19 protein-coding genes and 1 pseudogene are annotated in these 20,822 nt (G+C 67.2%); 6 read left to right on the top strand and 14 right to left on the bottom strand.

The window, feature by feature from the left end; all coding sequences use genetic code 11:
- The 3 genes from BST14_RS31710 to BST14_RS16985 form a co-directional block, all read right to left on the bottom strand.
- Positions 1-178: transposase (locus tag BST14_RS31710; RefSeq protein ID WP_142279208.1), on the bottom strand; the 178-nt coding region annotated here is incomplete at its 3' end.
- A gap of 77 nt (positions 179-255) precedes the next feature.
- On the bottom strand, positions 256-1,098 hold the full coding sequence (locus tag BST14_RS16990; protein WP_083065525.1) for a MaoC/PaaZ C-terminal domain-containing protein: 843 nt from the start codon (positions 1,096-1,098) through the stop codon (positions 256-258).
- A gap of 26 nt (positions 1,099-1,124) precedes the next feature.
- Positions 1,125-2,489 (bottom strand): 3-oxoacyl-ACP reductase, encoded by a 1,365-nt coding sequence (locus BST14_RS16985; protein WP_083065517.1) that lies wholly within the window; start codon positions 2,487-2,489, stop codon positions 1,125-1,127.
- Between the two features lie 152 nt (positions 2,490-2,641).
- Between BST14_RS16985 and BST14_RS16980 the strand changes: the two genes are divergently transcribed.
- Positions 2,642-3,985: an acetyl-CoA C-acetyltransferase gene (locus BST14_RS16980; protein ID WP_083065515.1), complete on the top strand. Its 1,344-nt coding sequence runs from the start codon at positions 2,642-2,644 to the stop codon at positions 3,983-3,985.
- 318 nt (positions 3,986-4,303) lie between these two features.
- Here BST14_RS16980 and BST14_RS16975 read toward each other — a convergent pair whose 3' ends face one another.
- The gene (locus BST14_RS16975; RefSeq protein WP_083065513.1) at positions 4,304-6,139 is read right to left on the bottom strand and encodes an acyl-CoA dehydrogenase; all 1,836 of its coding nucleotides are present in this window, start codon (positions 6,137-6,139) and stop codon (positions 4,304-4,306) included.
- Between the two features lie 201 nt (positions 6,140-6,340).
- Between BST14_RS16975 and BST14_RS16970 the strand changes: the two genes are divergently transcribed.
- The gene (locus BST14_RS16970) at positions 6,341-7,444 is read left to right on the top strand and encodes an isopenicillin N synthase family dioxygenase (RefSeq protein WP_438502176.1); all 1,104 of its coding nucleotides are present in this window, start codon (positions 6,341-6,343) and stop codon (positions 7,442-7,444) included.
- 81 nt (positions 7,445-7,525) lie between these two features.
- Entirely contained in the window at positions 7,526-8,014 is a 489-nt protein-coding gene (locus tag BST14_RS16965) for a flavin reductase family protein (RefSeq protein ID WP_083065512.1), read from the top strand.
- Between the two features lie 21 nt (positions 8,015-8,035).
- On the opposite strand, the gene BST14_RS30395 is transcribed toward BST14_RS16965, so the two are convergent.
- The 5 genes from BST14_RS30395 to BST14_RS16945 form a co-directional block, all read right to left on the bottom strand.
- Positions 8,036-8,200, bottom strand: a complete 165-nt coding sequence (locus tag BST14_RS30395) for a hypothetical protein (RefSeq protein WP_169926097.1) — start codon at positions 8,198-8,200, stop codon at positions 8,036-8,038.
- 112 nt (positions 8,201-8,312) lie between these two features.
- The gene (locus BST14_RS16960) at positions 8,313-9,059 is read right to left on the bottom strand and encodes a succinate dehydrogenase/fumarate reductase iron-sulfur subunit (RefSeq protein ID WP_083065510.1); all 747 of its coding nucleotides are present in this window, start codon (positions 9,057-9,059) and stop codon (positions 8,313-8,315) included.
- Positions 9,056-10,975 (bottom strand): fumarate reductase/succinate dehydrogenase flavoprotein subunit, encoded by a 1,920-nt coding sequence (locus BST14_RS16955; RefSeq protein WP_083065509.1) that lies wholly within the window; start codon positions 10,973-10,975, stop codon positions 9,056-9,058. Before BST14_RS16955 ends, BST14_RS16960 begins: the two co-directional genes overlap by 4 nt.
- A gap of 45 nt (positions 10,976-11,020) precedes the next feature.
- Positions 11,021-11,848 (bottom strand): succinate dehydrogenase subunit SdhC, encoded by an 828-nt coding sequence (gene sdhC / locus BST14_RS16950; protein ID WP_083065507.1) that lies wholly within the window; start codon positions 11,846-11,848, stop codon positions 11,021-11,023.
- A gap of 80 nt (positions 11,849-11,928) precedes the next feature.
- Positions 11,929-12,243, bottom strand: coding sequence for an Rv0250c family protein (locus tag BST14_RS16945; protein WP_083065505.1), 315 nt, complete (start codon positions 12,241-12,243; stop codon positions 11,929-11,931).
- 106 nt (positions 12,244-12,349) lie between these two features.
- On the opposite strand from BST14_RS16945, the gene BST14_RS16940 reads away from it, so the two are divergent.
- Positions 12,350-13,111: an isocitrate lyase/PEP mutase family protein gene (locus BST14_RS16940; protein ID WP_083065504.1), complete on the top strand. Its 762-nt coding sequence runs from the start codon at positions 12,350-12,352 to the stop codon at positions 13,109-13,111.
- A gap of 70 nt (positions 13,112-13,181) precedes the next feature.
- Here BST14_RS16940 and BST14_RS16935 read toward each other — a convergent pair whose 3' ends face one another.
- Complete coding sequence (locus tag BST14_RS16935) at positions 13,182-13,622, bottom strand: Hsp20/alpha crystallin family protein (protein ID WP_083065502.1); 441 nt, start codon at positions 13,620-13,622, stop codon at positions 13,182-13,184.
- Between the two features lie 227 nt (positions 13,623-13,849).
- On the opposite strand from BST14_RS16935, the gene nirB reads away from it, so the two are divergent.
- A complete protein-coding gene (nirB, locus tag BST14_RS16930) occupies positions 13,850-16,432 on the top strand; it encodes a nitrite reductase large subunit NirB (protein WP_083065500.1) in 2,583 nt (860 codons plus the stop codon).
- A 10-nt stretch (positions 16,433-16,442) separates the two neighbouring features.
- On the top strand, positions 16,443-16,811 hold the full coding sequence (gene nirD / locus BST14_RS16925; protein WP_083065499.1) for a nitrite reductase small subunit NirD: 369 nt from the start codon (positions 16,443-16,445) through the stop codon (positions 16,809-16,811).
- A gap of 13 nt (positions 16,812-16,824) precedes the next feature.
- Here nirD and BST14_RS16920 read toward each other — a convergent pair.
- The 4 genes and pseudogenes from BST14_RS16920 to BST14_RS16905 all read right to left on the bottom strand — a co-directional run.
- A pseudogene (locus BST14_RS16920) lies at positions 16,825-17,277 on the bottom strand (TetR/AcrR family transcriptional regulator); the annotation flags it as partial.
- A gap of 78 nt (positions 17,278-17,355) precedes the next feature.
- On the bottom strand, positions 17,356-18,123 hold the full coding sequence (locus tag BST14_RS16915; protein WP_083065497.1) for a sirohydrochlorin chelatase: 768 nt from the start codon (positions 18,121-18,123) through the stop codon (positions 17,356-17,358).
- Positions 18,114-19,265, bottom strand: a complete 1,152-nt coding sequence (locus tag BST14_RS16910; RefSeq protein ID WP_142279442.1) for a uroporphyrinogen-III synthase — start codon at positions 19,263-19,265, stop codon at positions 18,114-18,116. The genes BST14_RS16915 and BST14_RS16910 overlap by 10 nt, the downstream gene beginning before the upstream one ends.
- Positions 19,266-19,354: 89 nt before the next feature.
- Positions 19,355-20,752, bottom strand: coding sequence for an MFS transporter (locus BST14_RS16905; RefSeq protein WP_211280742.1), 1,398 nt, complete (start codon positions 20,750-20,752; stop codon positions 19,355-19,357).
- Between the last annotated feature and the right edge of the window lie 70 nt (positions 20,753-20,822).

Raw genomic sequence — 20,822 nt, 5'->3', positions numbered from 1 at the left:
ACGGCCCGAACGCCCCGGGCACGTCTCGCCAGGCGATCCCACACCGGTACCGATAAATAATGCCCTCGACCATCGAGCGGGCATCCTGAAAGGGCCTGCCCCGCTTGCCTGTCCGAGTCGGAAGCAAATCTTCAATCAACGACCACTGAGCATCGGTGAGCAACTGAAACCGCGACATGACTCAAGCCTCGGGCACAACATCCAAAATCTTTGCCAGACACGCCCTAGTCGCGACGCGGGTTGCTACCGGCGGCGCTAGAGCGCTCGGACCGTGCCGGTCAGGTGCGGGTATCCCTTGGCGATGTTGCGCAGCGAAATGTCCCAGCCGCCGTCGTGTTCGTCGATGTAGAGCCCGGCCGTTGCGGGCAGCACCAGTGGCTTGCCGAACCGCACCGAATACCGCACGGCATAGGGAATTTGCGCTTCGATGTTGGCCAATACCGCTGCGGCGCTGTACATTCCGTGCGCGATCACGGTCGGGAATCCGAACAGCTTGGCCGCGACCGAGTTGGTGTGGATCGGGTTGTGATCGCCCCCGACGTCGGCGTAGCGCCGGATCAGCCCGGGGCTGATCCGCAAGACCGTGGACGGCGGTGGCAGCTTGGGCTGCTTCTGCGGCGGCGGCTTGGGTTCATCGGACAGGCTGGTCCGTTGCTGGTGCAGGAAGGTCGTCACCTGATGCCAGGCGGTGTCGTTGCCGACGCTGACGTCGGTCACCAGGTCGACCAGCAGACCCTTGCGGTGCTCGCGCAGGTTCTCGGCGTGCACGCGCACCCCGACGGTGTCGGTGACCGCGATCGGGCGGTATTGCGTGATGTGGTTCTCGGTGTGCACCGATCCCATTGCGGCGAAGGGGAAGTCGAAGCCGGTCACCAACGACATCAGCGAAGGAAAGGTCAGCGCGAACGGATAGGTCAGCGGCACGTGATTGCCGTAGCGCAGACCGGTGACCCCCGCGTACTCGGCCACGTTCGCGCGGTCGATGGGCAATTCGTCGATGGTCACCGTGCGGGTGGGCACCTCGCTGCTGCGGGACACCACCGGCAGGGTCCCGGCCGCCGCGCGCAGCATGTTCTTCAGGCCGCTTGGCTGGTTCATGGCATTCTCCTCGACAGCCCGTTTCACTACGCGCCCAGCATGGCCTGGCCGCAGACGCGAATGACGTTACCCGTCACCGCATTTGAGGCCGGGCTGGCGAAGTATGCGATGGTTTCGGCGACGTCCACCGGCTGCCCGCCCTGCAGCAGCGAGTTCATCCGGCGGCCGACCTCGCGGGTGGCCAGCGGGATGGCGGCGGTCATCTGGGTTTCGATGAATCCCGGTGCGACGGCGTTGATCGTGATGCCCTTGTCGTAGAGCTGCGGGGCCAACGCCTGGGTGAGGCCGATCATCCCGGCCTTGGTCGTCGCGTAGTTGGTCTGGCCGCGGTTGCCGGCGATGCCGGCCATCGACGACAGGCCGATCACCCGGCCGCCCTCGCCGAGGGTGCCGTTGGCCATCAGCCCCTCGGTAAGCCGCAGCGGGGCAAGCAGGTTGACGGCCAGGACGGCGTCCCAGCGAGCGTCGTCCATGTTGGCCAACAACTTGTCGCGGGTGATACCGGCGTTGTTGACCAGAATGTCGGCGCGGCCCCCGTGGTGCTCGCGCAGGTGCTCGGTGATCTTGTCGACGGCGTCGGAGGCGGTGACGTCGAGCCACAACGCGGTGCCCCCGACCCGGCTGGCCGTTTCGGCCAGCGCCTCGGCGGCCGATTCGACGTCGATGGCGACCACGCGGGCGCCGTCGCGGGCGAACACCTCGGCGATCGTCGCGCCGATGCCCCGGGCCGCGCCGGTCACGATCGCGACCTTGCCGTCCAGCGGGCGCTCCCAATCGGCCGGGGGCGTCGAGTCGGCCTCCCCGACGTAGAAGACCTGGCCGTCAACGTAGGCGGACTTGGCCGACAAGATGAACCGCATCGTCGATTCCAGGCCCGTCGCGGCGGGCTTGGCGTCCGGCGACAGGTACACCAGCGCCACCGTGGTCCCGTTGCGCAGCTCCTTGCCCAACGAACGGGTGAAGCCCTCCAGCGCGCGCTGCGCGATCCGCTCGTGCGGGCTGGCCGCGGCGTCGGGCGTGGTGCCGACGACCACCACGCGCGCGGAATGGCCCAGGTTGCGCAGCAGAGGGGTGAAGAACTCGTACAACCCCCTGAGCCCCTCGGGCGTGGTGATGCCGGTCGCGTCGTACACCAGGCCGCCGAACTTGTCGGCCCACCGGCCGCCGAGGTTGTTGCCCACCAGGTCGTAGTCGGCGTCCAGCGCCGCGCGCAGCGGTTCGACGACCCTGCCCTCGCCGCCGATCAGCAGGGCCCCGGCCAGTGGCGGTTCACCGGCACGGTAGCGGCGCAGCGTCTCGGGTTGGGGTACGCCGAGCTGCTTGGCGAGAAACGATCCAGGACCGGAATTGACGATCTGGGAGAACAGATCGGACGAAGCCTTGGGAGCCACCGGAGCTACCTTCCATGTTCTTGCGAAATCGGGGTATGCCTACTGCACAACCGTATCGGGGACGAACTTACTGCAGAGTAAGAACAGTAGGTAGTATGGCCCCGGTCGGGTGTTTCCCAATTCGATAGACCGCGCAAACACGGAGAAGAACAGTGGCCGCTGCAAGTTCTGAGGCAAATAAACAGTCCGCTCAGCGCAGTTCTGAGCGTCGGCGGGTGGCCGTGCTGGGCGGCAACCGCATCCCGTTCGCCCGATCCGACGGCGCCTACGCGGAGGCGTCCAACCAGGACATGTTCACCGCCGCCCTGGGCGGGCTGGTGGATCGCTTCGGATTGGCCGGCGAGCGGCTGGGCGTCGTCGTCGGGGGCGCCGTGCTCAAGCACAGCCGGGACTTCAACCTGACCCGCGAGTGCGTGCTGGGATCGCAGCTGTCGTCCCACACGCCCGCGTTCGACCTGCAACAGGCCTGCGGTACCGGGCTGCAGGCGGCGGTGGCCGCCGCCGAGGGTATCGCGTCCGGCCGTTACGACGTGGCCGCCGCCGGCGGCGTCGACACCACCTCCGACGCGCCCATCGGTCTGGGCGACAACCTGCGCCGCACCCTGCTCAAGTTGCGCCGGGCCAAGTCCAACGTGCAACGGCTGAAGCTGGTGGGCACGCTGCCCGCCACCCTGGGCGTCGAGATCCCGGTGAACAGCGAACCGCGCACCGGGTTGTCCATGGGCGAGCACCAGGCGCTCACCGCCAAGAAGATGGGCATGCCCCGCGTCGCCCAGGACGAGCTGGCCGCCGCCAGCCACCGCAACATGGCGGCGGCCTATGACCGCGGCTTCTTCGACGACCTGGTCACCCCCTTCCTGGGGCTGTACCGCGACGACAACCTGCGCCCCGACTCGTCGGCGGAGAAGCTGGCCAAACTGCGCCCGGTGTTCGGAGTCAAGGCCGGCGACGCGACGATGACGGCCGGCAACTCGACACCGCTGACCGACGGTGCGTCGGTGGCGCTGCTGGCCACCGACGAGTGGGCGGCCGCTCATTCGCTGACCCCGCTGGCCTACCTGGTGGACTCGGAGACCGCGGCCGTCGACTACGTCACCGGGCGCGACGGCCTGCTCATGGCCCCGACCTACGCCGTGCCCCGGCTGCTGGCCCGCAACGGCCTGAGCCTGCAGGACTTCGACTTCTACGAGATCCACGAGGCGTTCGCTTCGGTGGTGCTGTGCCACCTGCAGGCTTGGGAGTCCGAGGAGTACTGCAAGGAGCGGCTGGGCCTGGACGGCGCGCTGGGCTCGATCGACCGGTCCAAGCTGAACGTCAACGGGTCCTCGCTGGCCGCCGGCCATCCGTTCGCGGCCACCGGCGGGCGCATCCTGGCCCAGGCGGCCAAGCAGCTCGCCCAGCGCAAGGCCGAGCAGAAGGGCGGCGGCACCGTGCGCGCCCTGGTCTCGATCTGCGCTGCGGGCGGCCAGGGCGTGGCCGCGATTCTGGAGGCCTGAGCCGCCGACGCCTCGCCCTGCCGGCTCGACGCAGTCATGAGTTGAGTCACATCGGGTTAGGCGAAAGGGGGCGCGGGTATCCGACCCACCGGATAGCCCCGTGTTGTGGTCTGACCCCCCGACCCCGACGGCAATACGGGGCATCCCCCGACAACGACCGCCCGTCCGCAGCGCGGATTGGCGTACGAAAAGGGCCGCCGCTGGAGTGAGGGGATCCAGCGGCGGCCTTTTTGCGTCCAAGCAGCTTCCCGCCGAGCGGCGAAATCCCCCCCTTCGACAGGCGAAGCGGGGGATTTGCGCGTTGCGGTCGAAGGCGGCCTAGAAGGCGGCCTCGTCGAGCTCCATGATGTCGTTGTCCAGCGTGTCGATGACCTCGCGGGTGCTGGTCAGCAACGGCAGGAAGTTCTTCGCGAAGAACGACGCCACCGCGATCTTGCCCTCGTAGAAGGCCCGCTCATCGCCGCTGGCACCGGCGTCCAGCGCCGCCACGGCGACCGCCGCCTGCCGCTGCAACAACCAGCCGATGACCAGGTCACCGACGCTCATCAGGAAGCGCACCGAACCCAGACCCACCTTGTACAGGCTGGTCACGTCCTCCTGCGCCGCCATCAAATAACCGGTCAGCGTGGTCGCCATCGCCTGGACGTCGGCCAGCGCCTTGGCCAGCAGCTCGCGCTCGCCCTTCAGGCGGCCGTTGCCGGACTCGCTGTCGACAAACGTCTGGATCTGCTCGGACACGTGGGCCAGCGCCACACCCTTGTCGCGGACGATCTTGCGGAAGAAGAAGTCCTGCGCCTGGATGGCGGTCGTGCCCTCATACAGCGAGTCGATCTTGGCGTCCCGGATGTACTGCTCGATCGGGTAGTCCTGCAAAAAGCCGGATCCACCGAATGTCTGCAGGCTCTCGGTGAGCTTGGCGTACGCCTGCTCCGAGCCCACACCCTTGACGACCGGAAGCATCAGGTCGTTGACCTTGACCGCCAGCTCGGCGTCCACACCGTAGAGCGCCTCGGCGACCGCCGCGTCCTGATAGGTCGACGTGAACAGGTACAGCGCCCGCAGACCCTCGGCGTAGGCCTTCTGGGTCATCAGCGAACGGCGCACGTCCGGGTGGTGCGTGATGGTCACCCGCGGTGCGGTCTTGTCGGTCATCTGGGTCATGTCGGCGCCCTGGACCCGGGACTTCGCGTATTCCAGCGCGTTCAGGTAGCCCGTCGACAGCGTCGCGATGGCCTTGGTACCGACCATCATGCGGGCCTGCTCAATGACCTCGAACATCTGGGCGATGCCGTTGTGCACCTCGCCGACCAACCAGCCCTTGGCGGGGACGTCGTGCTGGCCGAAGCTCAGCTCGCACGTCGCCGAAACCTTCAGGCCCATCTTGTGCTCGACGTTGGTGACGAACACGCCGTTGCGCTCGCCCAGCTCACCGGTCTCGAAGTCGAACAGGAACTTGGGCACGAAGAACAGCGACAGCCCCTTGGTGCCCGGTCCGGCACCCTCGGGGCGGGCCAGCACCAGGTGGAAGATGTTCTCGAAGAGGTCGCCGGAGTCGGCGGAGGTGATGAACCGCTTCACACCGTCGATGTGCCAGGATCCGTCCTCCTGCTTGACGGCCTTGGTCCGCCCGGCGCCCACGTCCGAACCGGCGTCCGGCTCGGTGAGCACCATGGTCGAACCCCAGCCGCGCTCGGCGCAGATCACGGCCCACTTCTTCTGCTCCTCGGTGCCGAGGTGGTACAGGATGTTCGCGAAGCCCGCGCCGCCGGCGTACATCCACACGGCGGGGTTGGCGCCGAGCAGGTGCTCGTGCAGCGCCCACACCAGCGCACGGGGCATCGGCATGCCGCCGAGCGCCTCGTCGATGCCCACCTTGTCCCAACCGGCCTCGATGACGGCCTGGACCGACTTCTTGAAGGAGTCCGGCAGCGTCACCGAGTGCGTCTTCGGGTCGAACACCGGCGGGTTGCGGTCGCCTTCGACGAAGGAGTCGGCGACCGGCCCCTCGGCCAGTCGGCTGATTTCGTTAAGCATTTCTTGGGCTGTGTCGGCGTCCAGGTCGGCGTATGCGCCCTGGCCCAGCGCCTTGTCAACGCCCAGAACCTCGAACAGGTTGAACGCCTGGTCGCGGACGTTGCTCTTGTAGTGGCTCACTACGGTCCTCCTCGTTGAGAATGCCACTTGTGGTTGGGTACTAGGTCTAAGTTACCCACCAGTAACAAACCCCAAAATATCGTTCGCGTCAGTGGGATGCAAGCCAATGTGAGCTAGATTTCATTACCTAAGTAACCAACCGGTTGGGAACCTGCTGGTCATGCCATTGAAATCCGATCTACCTGCGGCGACGGTCCACACGTGACTGCTGTGCGCCGCGTCACTGCCCCGCCGTGCGAGGTGCCCACGGTGGACCTGCGGACCGATTCCGCGCACCTGCGGCGGGGACTGCGCGAGGCCGGCCATCTGGTGGGCTTCTTCTACCTCACCGGTCATGGCGTGCCACCCGGCTTGGTCGCGCGGATGCTGGACGCGGCGCGCCGGCTGTTCGAGCTGCCGCAATCGGACAAGGACGCCGTCGCGATGGTGCGCAGCCCCCATTTCCGGGGATACACCAGGCTTGGCGGCGAGCTGACCCGCGGCGAGGTGGATTGGCGTGAGCAGATCGACGTCGGACCGGAGCGCGCCCCGATCGACGGGCTGGACAGGTCGGACTATCGGTGGTTGCAAGGCCCGAATCAGTGGCCGGCCGCGCTGCCGGAGCTGCCCGGGATCATCGAGGAGTGGGACGCCGCGCTGTCCGTGGTCGCCCGCGCCCTGCTGCGACACTGGGTGGCCTCGCTCGGCAGTCCGCCCGGCGTGTCCGACGCGTCCTTCGCCGACGCGCCGGCCACCCTGATCAAGATCATCCGGTACCCGGGACGCGCGGTCACGGCTGATGGCGGCGACCCGCTGCGCCCGGCTTCGCCGCGCCTGCGATCGCCGCGCACGCAGGGCGTGGGCGCGCACCGCGACTCCGGCGTGCTCACCCTGCTGCTGGCCGAGCCGGGCAGCACCGGCCTGCAGGTCCGACGCGGCGGCGGGCAAGAAGGCCATCCCGATGACGGCTGGATCGACGTGCCGCCGCGCGAGGGGGCGTTCATCGTCAACATCGGCGAGCTGCTCGAGGTGGCCACGCGCGGCTACCTGCGGGCCACCGAGCACCGGGTCAGCCTGCACGGGCAGGCGGGTGACCGCATCTCGGTGCCCTACTTCTTCAATCCGCGCCTGGACGCGCAGATACCGGTGCTGTCGCTGCCCGACGAGCTCGCGGCGCGCACCGATGACCGTTGGACGCCGTCGCACGATCCGGCCGACCCCATATTTTCGGTCTATGGGCGCAACGCCTGGAAGAGCCGGCTGCGGGCCCATCCGGATGTGGCAGCGGCGCACGGATATTCGGCAGAACGCTTAGAAAACGACTGAGGGTGGCGGTGCCGGGGCGACCGGCGCCGGGTAGGGTCACAGTCGAAAATCCGTCTCCGGCTCTAGGGGCGAATCAGTCCGGTGAACTCGAACAACAAGCTGACAGCGTCGTCACTGCGTGAGGCCTTCGGTCACTTCCCGTCCGGTGTGGTGGCGATCGCCGCCGAGGTGAACGGAATTCGGGAAGGTCTGGCGGCCAGCACCTTCGTCCCCGTCTCGCTGGACCCCCCGCTGGTGTCGTTCTGCGTGCAGAACACCTCGACGACGTGGCCGAAGCTCAAGGACCTGCCGATGCTGGGCATCAGTGTCCTCGGTGAGGAGCACGACGAGGCCGCGCGCACGCTGGCCGCGAAAACCGGCGACAGGTTCGCGGGGCTTCAGACGGTCTCGCGGCCCACCGGTGCGGTGTTCATCAAGGGCACCGGCCTGTGGCTGGAGAGCGCAATAGAGCAGCTCATCCCGGCCGGGGATCACACCATCGTGGTGTTGCGGGTCAATGAGGTGACCGTTGACGCCAACGTGGCACCCATCGTGTTCCATCGCAGCGTGTTCCGCCGCCTCGGCGCCTGACCGGCTCGCTGAGCCGTCGGGCTAGGGGCGATGGCCCAGTTCCTCCCGAAAGCCCTGGATGCGGCTCTCGAGCTCGGCGGCGTCGGCGTACCGGCCTTCTTTCTTCGCGAGCTGGGCGCGCACCGAGAGCTGGCGGATTGCGGTGCGAATGTTGTTGATGCTGGCGGTTTCTCGCATAACCTTCATGAACTGCCTTTCCGGTCGTGAACAGACGGCCGCGCGGGGCGACCCGACAGGATGCAGTTCGGTTACCCGAGTCCCGCGATGGCCTAACGTGCCACGGCGCGACGTCTTGTGCTCAGCGGCGGAAAAGCTTGTTGCCGAGCCACACCACCGGGTCGTACTTGCGGTCGGCGACCCGCTCTTTCATCGGGATCAGCGCGTTGTCGGTGATCTTGATGTTCTCCGGGCAGACTTCGGTGCAGCACTTGGTGATGTTGCAGTAGCCCAGGCCGTGCGCGTCCTGGGCGTCGTTGCGCCGGTCGCGGGTGTCCAGCGGGTGCATTTCCAGCTCGGCGATCCGCATCAGGAAGCGCGGACCGGCGAACGCCTTCTTGTTCTCCTCGTGATCGCGCACCACGTGGCACACGTTCTGGCACAGGAAGCACTCGATGCACTTGCGGAATTCCTGGGAGCGATTGACGTCCTCCTGCGCCATCCGGTACTCCCCGGGCTGCAGGTCCTTGGGCGGCGCGAAAGACGGTATCTCGCGCGCCTTTTCGTAGTTGAACGAGACGTCGGTCACCAGGTCACGGATCACCGGGAACGTCCGCAGCGGCGTGACTGTGACGGTTTCGTCCTCGGCGAAGGTCGACATCCGGGTCATGCACAGCAGCCGCGGTTTGCCGTTGATCTCCGCCGAGCAGGAACCACACTTGCCGGCCTTGCAGTTCCACCGGACGGCCAAATCGGGCGTCTGAGTCTGCTGCAGGCGATGGAGGATGTCGAGGACGACCTCGCCCTCATTGACCTCGACCGTGAAGTCCTGCAGACCGCCGTTGGCGTCATCGCCGCGCCACACCCGCATCGTCGCGTTGTAGGTCATTTGCCACTCCGTCCTGGGTGCCCGGCGAGTTCTTCGTCGGTGTAGTACTTCTCCAGCTCGGCGATGTCGAACAGCTCCAGCAGATCGGGCCGCATCGGCGTCTGATCCTTCTTGGTGATGGTGATGTCCGGGATCACCTCGTCGCCGCCGGCCGCCTCGCAAACCAGCAACACCTTGCGCCACGACGAATCCATCGCCGGGTGGTCGTCGCGGGTGTGCCCGCCGCGGCTCTCGGTGCGCTGCAGCGCGGCCTTGGCGATGCACTCGCTGACCAGCAGCATGTTGCGCAGGTCGATGGCCAGGTTCCAGCCCGGGTTGTACCGACGTTGCCCCTCGACGTGCAGGTTCTTGAACCGCTCACGCAGCTTGTCCAGCCGCGCCAGGGCCTCCGAGATCTCGTCGGCTTTGCGGATGATGCCGACCAGGTCGTTCATCGACTGCTGCAGCTCCAGCTGCAGGGCGTACGGGTTCTCCGCGGCCGCGCCGTTGGCCGGCGCCTCGAAGGGCGCCAGCGCCCGCTTGGCCGCCGCGTCGACGGCGCCCTCGGCGATGGCCGGGCGGCTGGACAGGGCCCGCACGTAGTCGGCCGCACCCAGGCCGGCGCGCCGGCCGAAAACCAGCAGGTCCGACAGCGAATTGCCGCCCAGCCGGTTGGACCCGTGCATGCCGCCCGAGCATTCGCCGGCGGCGAACAGCCCGGGGACGGTGGCCGCGCCGGTGTCGGCGTCAACCTCGACGCCGCCCATCACGTAGTGGCAGGTCGGCCCGACTTCCATCGGCTCTTTGGTGATGTCGACGCCGGCCAGCTCCTTGAACTGGTGGTACATCGACGGCAGCCGCCGGTTGATCTCCGCGGGTGTGAGCCGCGAGGCGATGTCCAGGAAGACGCCGCCGTGTGGGCTGCCGCGGCCGGCCTTGACCTCCGAGTTGATCGCGCGCGCGACCTCGTCGCGCGGCAGCAGGTCCGGGGTGCGGCGGGCCGAGTCGTTGTCCTTGAGCCACTGGTCGGCCTCTTGTTCGGATTCGGCGTATTGCCCCTTGAACACCGACGGGATGTAGTCGAACATGAACCGCTTGCCGTCGGAGTTCTTCAGCACCCCGCCGTCACCGCGGACACCCTCGGTGACCAGGATCCCCTTCACGCTCGGCGGCCACACCATGCCCGTCGGGTGGAACTGGACGAACTCCATGTTGATCAGCGACGCGCCCGCCCGCAGGGCCAGGGCGTGGCCGTCGCCGGTGTACTCCCACGAATTCGAGGTGACCTTGAACGACTTGCCGATCCCGCCGGTGGCCAGCACCACCGCGGGCGCCTCGAACAGGATGAAGTTGCCGCTTTCGCGGATGTAGCCGAACGCCCCCGCGATCGCGTCGCCGTCCTTGATCAGCTCGGTGATGGTGGTTTCGGCGAACACCCTGATCCGGGCTTCGTAGTCGCCGAGTTCGGCGAAGTCCTCCTGCTGCAGCGAGACGATCTTCTGCTGCATGGTGCGGATCAATTCCAGGCCGGTACGGTCGCCGACGTGGGCCAGCCGCGGGTAGGTGTGCCCACCGAAGTTGCGCTGGCTGATCTTGCCGTCCTTGAGGCGATCGAACAGTGCGCCATAGGTTTCCAGCTCCCAGACCCGGTCGGGGGCTTCCTTGGCGTGCAGTTCGGCCATGCGCCAGTTGTTGAGGAATTTCCCGCCGCGCATGGTGTCGCCGAAGTGGGTCTTCCAGTTGTCTTTCGGGTTGGTGTTGCCCATGGAGGCCGCGCAGCCGCCCTCGGCCATCACCGTGTGCGCCTTGCCGAACAGGGACTTGCACACCACCGCGACCCGCAAACCCCGTTCGCGGGCTTCGATAACCGCACGCAGTCCGGCGCCGCCGGCACCGATCACAACCACGTCGAACGTGTGCCGCTCGATTTCAACCATGAAACCCTCGCTAGCTAAATTCTTAATCCATTTCGAAATGGCTTGTCAGCCAACAAATCTGAGGTCAGGAATGGTGCCACTGGCCACCAGCGCGATGTAGAAGTCGGTGAGCATCAGGGTGCCCAGCGTGATCCAGGCGTACTGCTTGTGCCGAGTATTAATCTTGCTGACCTGGGTCCAGATCCAGTACCGCACAGGGTGCTTGGAGAAGTGCTTGAGCCGCCCACCGGTGATGTGCCGGCATGAATGGCAGGACAGCGTGTAGACCCAGAGCATGATGACGTTGCCGACCATGATCACGTTGCCCAGGCCAAACCCGAAACCGCCCGGACCGCTGTCGGAATGGAACGCGACGATCGCGTCGTAGGTGTTGATCACCGAGATGATGCCGGCGATGTAGAAGAAGTACCGGTGGGAGTTCTGAATGATCAGCGGGAGTTTGGTCTCGCCGCTGTAGTGCACGCGGGGCTCGGCCACCGCGCATGCGGTGGGCGACTGCCACACCGTGCGGTAGTAGGCGCCGCGGTAGTAGTAGCAGGTCAGCCGGAACAGCAACAGGAACGGCAGTGTCAACGCCGCGAACGGCAACCACCAGACGTTCGGCAGGATTTGCGGCCAGAAGTCGCTAGCGCCGCCGCAAGCGTTGCTCAGACATGGTGAGTAGAACGGTGTCAGGTAATGGTATTGCGCGACGAAGAAGTCACCCCGCTGGAACGCCCGCGCCGTCGCATAAATAATGAAGGCCGCGAAGCCGAGATCGATCCGCAGCGGCGACATCCACCACCGATCGGTGCGTAGGGTCCGTTCCTGGATACGGGCGCGCGTGGGTGAAAAGACACCGGACGCAGGACGGTTCGCCGTGGGTGCGCTCATCTGGTTGTTCCTCTTCGAACGGGCTGTCTGTCGAAGGGTACACAGATGCAAGCCCCCCCTTTCCGGGGGGCTTGGGTTGTTCAGGACCTGTTGTGACCGCCGACACCCTCGTCGTCGACGTCGCGCCAGAATTCGCTGTCGTACTGGGTGTCGGGAATGACGATCTTCTCACCGGACTGCTGCACGGTGGCGCCCGCCAGGTCCAATTCGGACACGTCGGTGTCGAGCAGGTCGACGTCGGACAGGATGCGGTCGGCGTCGATGACGATGCGCCGCATGGCCGGGCTGTCACCGTATCGGGCCCGCAACGAGCTCACGCACCGCCGCAGGCCGCCGATGAGGTCGTGCAGTTCGGCGAATTCGGTCGTGCCGGTCGTGCTCGGTGTGGGAGTCAACGCATCTCCTCGGCAGTGTTTTGGATCACAGTACGCCCCCGATACTATTCACCGCACACGTCAGACGTCAGGTCGTCCGGCCGGGATGCCGAGGGAGCAAACGCTTATGACGGGACGCACCGCACCGGCCGAGCGGGCCGCCGCGCTGCTGGAACTGCACCGGCCGGGCAACCCGGTCATCCTGCCGACCGTGTGGGATGCCTGGTCGGCCCGGCTGGCCGCCGGCGCCGGCTTCGCCGCGCTCACGGTGGGCAGCCATCCGATGGCGGACTCGATCGGCAAACCGGACAACGAGGGCATGACATTCGACGACGTGCTCACCCGGGTCGCGCAGATCACCGCCGCGGTCGACGTCCCGGTGTCGGTGGACATCGAGTCCGGCTACGGGCAGCGGGCGGGCCGGCTGATCGAGGGCCTGCTGAGCGTCGGGGCCGTCGGGTGCAACATCGAGGACACCGTGCACGCGGAGGGCAAGCGGCTGCGGTCCGCCGACGAACACGCCGACCTGGTCGGCGAGTTGCGCTCGGCCGCCCACGCGGCCGGGGTGCACGTGGTCATCAATGCCCGGACCGATCTGTTCCTGCGCCAGGATGGCGAGGCCTCCGATCGGGTCGAGCGGGCGGTGGCCCGACTGAACAAGGCCGCCGCCGCGGGCGCCGACGTCCTGTATCCGGTGGGCCGCCACGACCCCGACACGTTGCGGCGCCTGACCGCCGAGTTGCAGCGGCCGGTCAACGCCATCGCGCTGCCCGATCAGGACGACCCGGCGTCCTTCGGTGCGCTGGGCGTGGCGCGCGTCAGCTTCGGGCCCTTCTTCCAGGCCGCACTGGCGGGCCGCGCCAAGGAACTGCTGGCCCGCTGGGGCTGACGCGGTGAATCCGGCGGAGCCGTTGGGGCCCCGCCGGATTCGCCTGTTTTCGTCCGGGACGGGCCGGAGGTTATTTGGTGATCTCGATGCGCTGCGCCTGGCTTCCGGCGTAAGCACCGGTGACCCGCACGGTCAGCACGCCGGCGTCGTAGCTCGCCGTGATGGCGTCGCCGGTGACGTGGGCCGGCAGCTGGAACGACCGGCGGAACGATCCGTACCGGATCTCCCGCAGCGTGCGGCCGTCCTTTTCCTCGGCGTGCTCGTCGCGGTGTTCGCCGTGGATGACCAGGCGGCCGCGGTCGACCTCGACCTTGACGTCCTGGTCTACGTCAACACCCGGCAGTTCGAGCCGTACGACCGCGTCGTCGCCGTCCTTGACGATCTCGGCGGCGGGCCTGAAACCGCTGGTCGCCGGGGTGTTCCAGTCCGCCGCGGCGGCGGGGCCGAAGAAGTCGCGCAACCACCGGTCGGTGTCCCAGGTCGGTCGCGACCACAATGCGAGGTTGCTCATGACGTTTCCCTTCTGCTTGCTTGAGCTTGGTTGTGAGATTCCTGTGACCGGCGCCTCGGCGACCGGCTACTAGGACAAACATGAGTCGACCACGCTAAATTTCCACCTCGCCGTTCGCCGGCGGCGAACGTTCAATCACAGTGGTTCCTGTGAGTTGTGAGATCCTCGTCATAGGACCGTCACATTGCGCGGAAAGAACGTAATTTCCGGCCGTTACTCTCAAAGCCATGTCTGCCGACGGGATTTCGCGCGCCAACTGTGCGCCGCGTCACATCATCGTAGTCGGACATGGCATGGTGGGGCACCGGTTCGTCGAGGCGCTGCGCGCCCGTGACACCGAGGGGCTGTGGCGCATTACGGTTTTCGCCGAGGAGACAAACGCCGCCTACGACCGCGTGGGACTGACCTCCTACACCGAAAATTGGGATCGCAAGCTACTGGCCTTGCCCGGCAACGAATACGAGGGTGACGAGCAGGTCCGGCTGGTTCTGAACCGGCGCGTTACCGAAATCGACCGCGCGACAAAGACGGTGGTCACCGCCGACGGTCAGCGGCACGGCTATGACACCTTGGTCCTGGCGACCGGGTCGTACGCCTTCGTGCCGCCGGTACCGGGTCACGATCTGCCCGCCTGTCACGTGTATCGCACGCTTGACGACCTCGACGCCATCCGCGCCGACGCTCAGCGCGCGGTGGAAACCTCACACGCCGCCGCGGGCGTCGTCATCGGCGGCGGCCTGCTCGGGCTGGAAGCCGCTAATGCGCTGCGCCAGTTCGGATTGCAGACCCATGTCGTCGAGATGATGCCGCGGCTGATGGCCCAGCAGATCGACGAGGCCGGCGGCGCGCTGCTGGCCAGGATGATCGGCGAGCTCGGCATCTCGGTGCACGTCGGTACCGGCACCGAATCGATCGAGTCGATCGAGCATTCCGACGGCGGCGCGTCGGTGCGGGTCAGCCTGACCGACGGCCAGGTCATCGATGCCGGTCTGGTGATCTTCGCGGCCGGCATCCGGCCGCGCGACGAATTGGCCACCGCCGCCGGGCTGGAGCGTGCCGAGCGTGGCGGGGTGCTCACCGATGTGGCCTGTCGGACAAGCGATCCCGACATCTACGCGATCGGTGAGGTCGCCGCGATCGGCGGCCGCTGCTACGGCCTGGTCGGGCCTGGCTACACCTCCGCCGAGGTGGTGGCCGACCGGCTGCTCGACGGCGTCGCCGAATTCGGCGAGGCCGACCTGTCCACGAAGCTCAAACTGTTGGGTGTCGACGTGGCCAGCTTCGGCGACGCGATGGGAGCGACCGAAAACTGCCTCGAGGTCGCCATCAACGATGCGGTCAACCGGACCTACGCCAAGCTGGTGCTCTCCGACGACGCCAAGACGCTGCTCGGCGGCGTGCTGGTCGGCGATGCCTCGTCCTACGGGGTGCTGCGGCCGATGGTCGGCAGCGAGCTGCCCGGCGACCCGCTCGCGCTGATCGCGCCCGCCTCCTCCGGCGGCGGCACGGCGTTGGGCGTTGGGGCGTTGCCGGATTCGGCGCAGATCTGCTCCTGCAACAACGTCACCAAGGGCGATCTGAAGTGTGCGATCGCCGACGGCTGCGCGGATGTTCCCGCGCTCAAGGCGTGCACCTCGGCCGGCACCTCGTGCGGGTCGTGCGTCCCGCTGCTCAAGCAGCTGTTGGAGGCCGAGGGCGTCGAACAGTCCAAGGCCCTGTGCGAGCACTTCAGCCAGTCGCGCGCGGAGCTTTTCGAGATCATCGCCGCCACCGAAATCCGGACGTTCTCCGGTCTGTTGGAGCGTTTCGGCCGCGGAAAGGGTTGCGATATCTGCAAACCCGTCGTGGCTTCCATCCTGGCTTCCACCGGGTCGGACCACATCCTCGAAGGTGAGCAGGCCTCGTTGCAGGATTCCAACGACCACTTCCTGGCCAACATCCAAAAGAACGGCAGCTACTCGGTGGTGCCCCGGGTGCCCGGCGGCGACATCAAGCCCGAACACCTGATCCTGATCGGCCAGATCGCCCAGGACTTCGGGCTCTACACCAAGATCACCGGCGGTCAGCGGATCGACATGTTCGGCGCCCGGGTGGACCAACTGCCGCAGATCTGGAAGCGCCTGGTCGACGGCGGCATGGAATCCGGGCACGCCTACGGCAAGGCGTTGCGGACGGTGAAGAGCTGCGTGGGCACCGACTGGTGCCGCTACGGGCAGCAGGATTCGGTGCAGCTGGCCATCGACCTGGAGCTGCGCTACCGCGGCCTGCGGGCGCCGCACAAGATAAAGATGGGCGTCTCGGGCTGCGCCCGGGAATGCGCCGAGGCGCGCTCCAAGGACGTGGGCGTCATCGCCACCGAGAAGGGCTGGAATCTGTACGTCGGTGGCAACGGCGGCATGACGCCCAAGCACGCGCAGCTGCTGGCCAGCGATCTGGATACCGAAACGCTGGTCCGCTACATCGACCGGTTCGTCATGTACTACATCCGGACGGCCGACCGGCTGCAACGCACGGCGCCGTGGGTCGACTCCCTCGATGGCGGGCTCGACCACGTGCGCGAGGTCGTGTGCGACGACTCGCTGGGCCTGGCCGCCGAATTCGAAGCCGCAATGGAGCGGCACGTCAAGAACTACAAGTGCGAATGGAAGGGCGTGCTTGACGACCCGGACAAGCTGTCGCGGTTCGTGTCGTTCGTCAACGCCCCGGACGCCATCGACTCGACGGTGGCATTCACCGAGCATGCCGGCCGCAAAATCCCTGTGTCGATTGGCATGCCGCGGGTTCGTGCAGCGACAACTCCGGAAGACTGAGGAAGGGATCATGACACTTCTCAACGACATTGCGGTGTGGACTCGCGCTTGCGCTTACGACCACCTCATCCCGGGCCGCGGAGTCGGCGTGCTGCTCGACGACGGCTCCCAGGCGGCGCTGTTTCGCCTCGATGACGGCTCGGTGCACGCGATCGGCAACGTCGACCCGTTCTCCGGAGCCGCGGTGCTGTCCCGCGGGATCGTGGGCGACCGCAACGGATGCGTCACGGTGCAGTCGCCCATCCTGAAGCAGGCCTTCTCGCTCGAAACTGGTTCGTGCCTCGACGATCCGACCGTTTCGGTGCCGGTGTACCCCGTGCGGATCACCGCCGACGGCTACGTTCAGATCGCGCGGGACTACCAGGAGCGGGCGGCCTGAGCCCGTCCCCGGTTCCTCGAGTGATGTCGCCGACCAGGTAGCGCTGCATCGTCGGCCCGATAGCGTCGACGATCGAATCCACCGACATGGAATGCAGCGGCTCGGAGCGGATGCCGTAGCGCATGATGCCCAGGCCTACCAGTTGTGAGGCGCACAGCGAGGCACGTAGAGCCACTTTGTCGGCCCCCAGGATTTTCAGCAGTGGGCCAAACACCGGGCCGACGAACATGTTTTGCACGATCTCGACCGTCTTCGCCATCCCCGTCGACGCGATGGCGCTGGCCGCGAACGGGCCGCCGCCGGCGGCGTCCCAGGTCGTGATCAGCGTGCGCAGCGTCCGCCGACCCACCTGGTGCACCCCGCCGGTGACCATCCGGTCGATGAATTCTGGTGTGCCGAAGGGCAACCGCAACATCTTGGCGACCGGGTCGAGGATCCCATGCGATGGCTCTTCGCGACGGGGCATGCTGCCAGGATCACCCGTCAGGGAGCAAAGATCAAGGAATGCCCGGCACCGGCGTGGCTTGACCGCGGGCGTTTGGCGTTACGGAACCGAGCGCACGGTGCGACCGCGGGCCAGCTGATGCGGGCTCGATCGGCGCGACGCGTGCCGGGCGGTGGGGGCGAGCACCGGCGGCAGGGCCCGCCGGAACCGGTTGGCGACCAAGCGCGCCAGCCCGGGATGGGTGCCCAGCGGTTCGCTGACCAGGTCGGCGCCGCAGCCGTGCAGCCGTTGTTGGAACAGGCCGTCGGCCAGCAGGTATGAGGCCACCACGACGCGGCCACCGGCGTGGCGGGCACGGGCCCGATCCACCGCCTCGGCCACCTGCGGATCACCGGTGGCCGCAAACGCCAGACTCACCCGCGATCCGGTCAGCGCGGACAACAACGTCGCGGTCGTGTGCAGGTCCGCGCGCGCCTTGTCATCCGAGGTTCCCGCAGCCGCCAGGATCACCGAATCGCCCGGACGCCAACCGCATTTCACCAACTGATTGCTGACGATGCGGGCGATTTGACCGCTCGGACCCAGCGCGGGCGTGACGAGCACGTTCGGGTGTCCGCTGACGGCCACGTGCGCGGGCAGGTCGGCCCGGACGTGGTATCCGCGCGACAGGAACGCGGGCACCACGATGGCGGGCCGGTCGTCCGCCTTCGCGCACACCAGAACCTCGCTGGGGGTGGGGCCCACCACGTCCACGAAGGCGACGTCCACCGGGCTGCGCACGAGCGTAGTCACCTGTGCCGCAAGGTTTTCCACCATCGCCACGCCGCCCGCCCGGCGGGTGCCGTGCGCCACCAGGATCAGTGCCATGGGGAGTCTTCCCGATGATCGATCGCCAACCGGTAGCCGCGCTTGACCACCGTCGCGACGATGTTCTTGTCGCCCAATGCCGTTCGCAACCGCAGCACCGCGGTATCGACGGCGTGTGGGTCGCTGCTGTTGCCGGGCAGTGTCCGGAGCAGGTCGTTGCGCGCGACGACATCGCCTGGGCGTTGCGCCAGCGCGCGCAGGATCGCCATGCCCGATCCTGACAGCGACTTCACCGAACCGTCGACCAGCACGCAGGTTCCGCGGATCTCGATGTCGTGGCCGGCCGCGCGGATGGTGCACGATCGCAGGGGCGGGAGCTCCTGGGCGATGTGTCGGGCCAACGCGCCCAGCCTCATTCGCTCGGGTGATGACGTGGGGATCCCGGCACGGATCAACGGTTGCGCGGTGACCGGGCCGACGCACATCGCGTGAACGTCGCTGCGAAGCGCTTGCAGCAGTTCGTCTTCGACGCCCAACTCGCGGCTGCGCTCCAGCAGCGCCGCACCGGCGGGGGCGGAGGTGAAGGTCACCGCGTCGAACTGGCGCCGCGCGACCGAGGCCACGAGCTGGTCGAAGTCACCGCCGGCCGGCGTTGGTTTCCAGCGGTATACGTGAATGGGCACCACCTGCGCGCCCGCCGAGCGCAGGCCGTTGATGAACTCGGGGAACGGATCCCAACCGTCGGCCGCTCCGTGCAGCTGGACGGCGATGCGCTTGCCGGTGACATCCGATTCGAGAAGGTAACGCAGGACTTCGCGCGACGACTCCGATTTGGGTGACCACTCTTCGTGTAGCCCGGCGGCGCGCAACGCCCCCGTCGCCTTCGGGCCGCGGGCCACGATCCGCGACTTGGCCAGCGACGTCAGCAGTTGGGTGGCCAGTCCCCAGCCGTCGGCCGCGGCGACCCAACCACGGAAGCCGATGCCGGTGTGCGCCACCAAGATATCCGGCGGTTCGGCGATCACCGCCTCGGTGTGGTTCTTCAGTGCGTCGTCCTCGGGCAGCGCGATGATGTTGATGGCCGCGGCACTGGAGACCTCCGCGCCGTTGCGGCGCAGCAACGCGCACAGCTCCTCGGCGCGGTTCGCCGATGTGACGGCGATCCGGTAGCCGGTCAGCGGCGCGGAGTCGGGTGGGGCCAGTTGGGGGGCCATATGAAGTGTGTATGCCTGCGACGTTTCCGTTGCGTTACCGGTCAATTGCTGTGGCATTGCCCGTGTTGCGAGTCCGCTCACACCCGGGCTGCTTCGGTCTCCGGCACCGGACCGGGCAGCGCCGCGGCCGATGCGGGACGGCGCACATAGACCATCCAGGTCATCAGTGCCGTCACCACGTAGGCGACCATAAACGCCCAATACGCGGAGGTTTCCGTGCCGGTGCTCAGGTAGGACTGGCGCAGCGCCAGGTTGATTCCCACGCCGCCGAATGCCCCGACGGCCGAACAGATGCCGATCAGCGATCCGGATTTCGCGCGGGCCCAATGACGACGTTCGTCCTCGCTCGCGTCCAGGGAGCGGCTGCGCGCCTCGTACACCGACGGGATCAGCTTGAACACCGAGCCGTTGCCCATGCCGGACAGGATGAACAACACCATGAAGCCGATGACGTAGCCGATCATGCTGGTGGAGTGCGCTGCGGCGTGGTGGTCGTCGAAGGTGCTGACGGCGACCAGGAGCACGGCGCTCAGGGTCATCCCGGCGAGGACGCCCAGGGTGACGCGGCTGCCGCCGATGCGGTCGGAGAGCCGGCCACCGTAGATGCGCGCCAGCGAGCCCAGCAGCGGCCCGAGGAAGGCCAGCTGCGCGGCGTGCAGCGCCGCATGCTTGGCGCTCTCCCCGCTTTCGGCGAAGTTGACCTGCATCACCTGCCCGAAGGCGAAGGAAAAGCCGATCCAGGAACCGAAGGTGGCGATGTAGAGCAGCGAGATGACGTGCGTGTCGCGCTCGAACAGGATCGAGCCCATGGTGCTCAGCTGGGTGCCGTGGTTGACGTTGTCCATGAACACGGTGGCCGCAATGCCGACGATGACCAGCAAGACCAGGTACACCGCGCACACCCAGTACGGCGCCTCGTGGCCGGCGGTGGCCAGCACCAGCAGGGCGACCAACTGGATCACCGCCACCCCTAGATTGGCGACGCCGGCGTTGACGGCCATCGCGGCGCCCTTGAGTCGCTGCGGGTAAAAGGCGTTGACGTTGGCCAGCGAGGCCGCGTAGTTGCCACCCCCCAGGCCCGTCAGGGCGGCGCACAGCACGAACGGCCACAGCGGCACACCGGGATTGGCCAGCAACACGATGGTGCCGGCCGTCGGGATGAGCAACACGAAGGCCGACAACGTCGTCCAGTTGCGGCCGCCGAAGGCGGCGATGCCCAAGGTATAGGGGATCCGGGCGCAACCACCGACCAGGGTGGCGATCGCGCCCAGCAGCAGCTTGTCGCCCGCGGAGAAGCCGTAGACCGAGCCCGGCATGAACAGCGCCATGACGGGCCACAGGGTCCAGATGGAAAACGCCACGTGGTCACCGGCGATGGTGCACAGCAGGTTGCGCCGGGCGATCTTGTTGTTGCCCGCCTCCCAGGCCGCCGTGTCCTCCGGATTCCAGTCCGCGATGCGGTGGTTACGGCCCACGCGATCGTCACCTTTCTTCGCCATGGCGCTCATGCGCGTCCTCGTGCTGTGGAAATCTCGTGTGCCGCAA

The organism is Mycobacterium arosiense ATCC BAA-1401 = DSM 45069 (assembly GCF_002086125.1).
GTDB classification, from domain to species: Bacteria; Actinomycetota; Actinomycetes; order Mycobacteriales; family Mycobacteriaceae; genus Mycobacterium; species Mycobacterium arosiense.
Note: the sequence above shows the minus strand (reverse complement) of the source record. Positions and strands in the feature narration are given on the sequence as shown.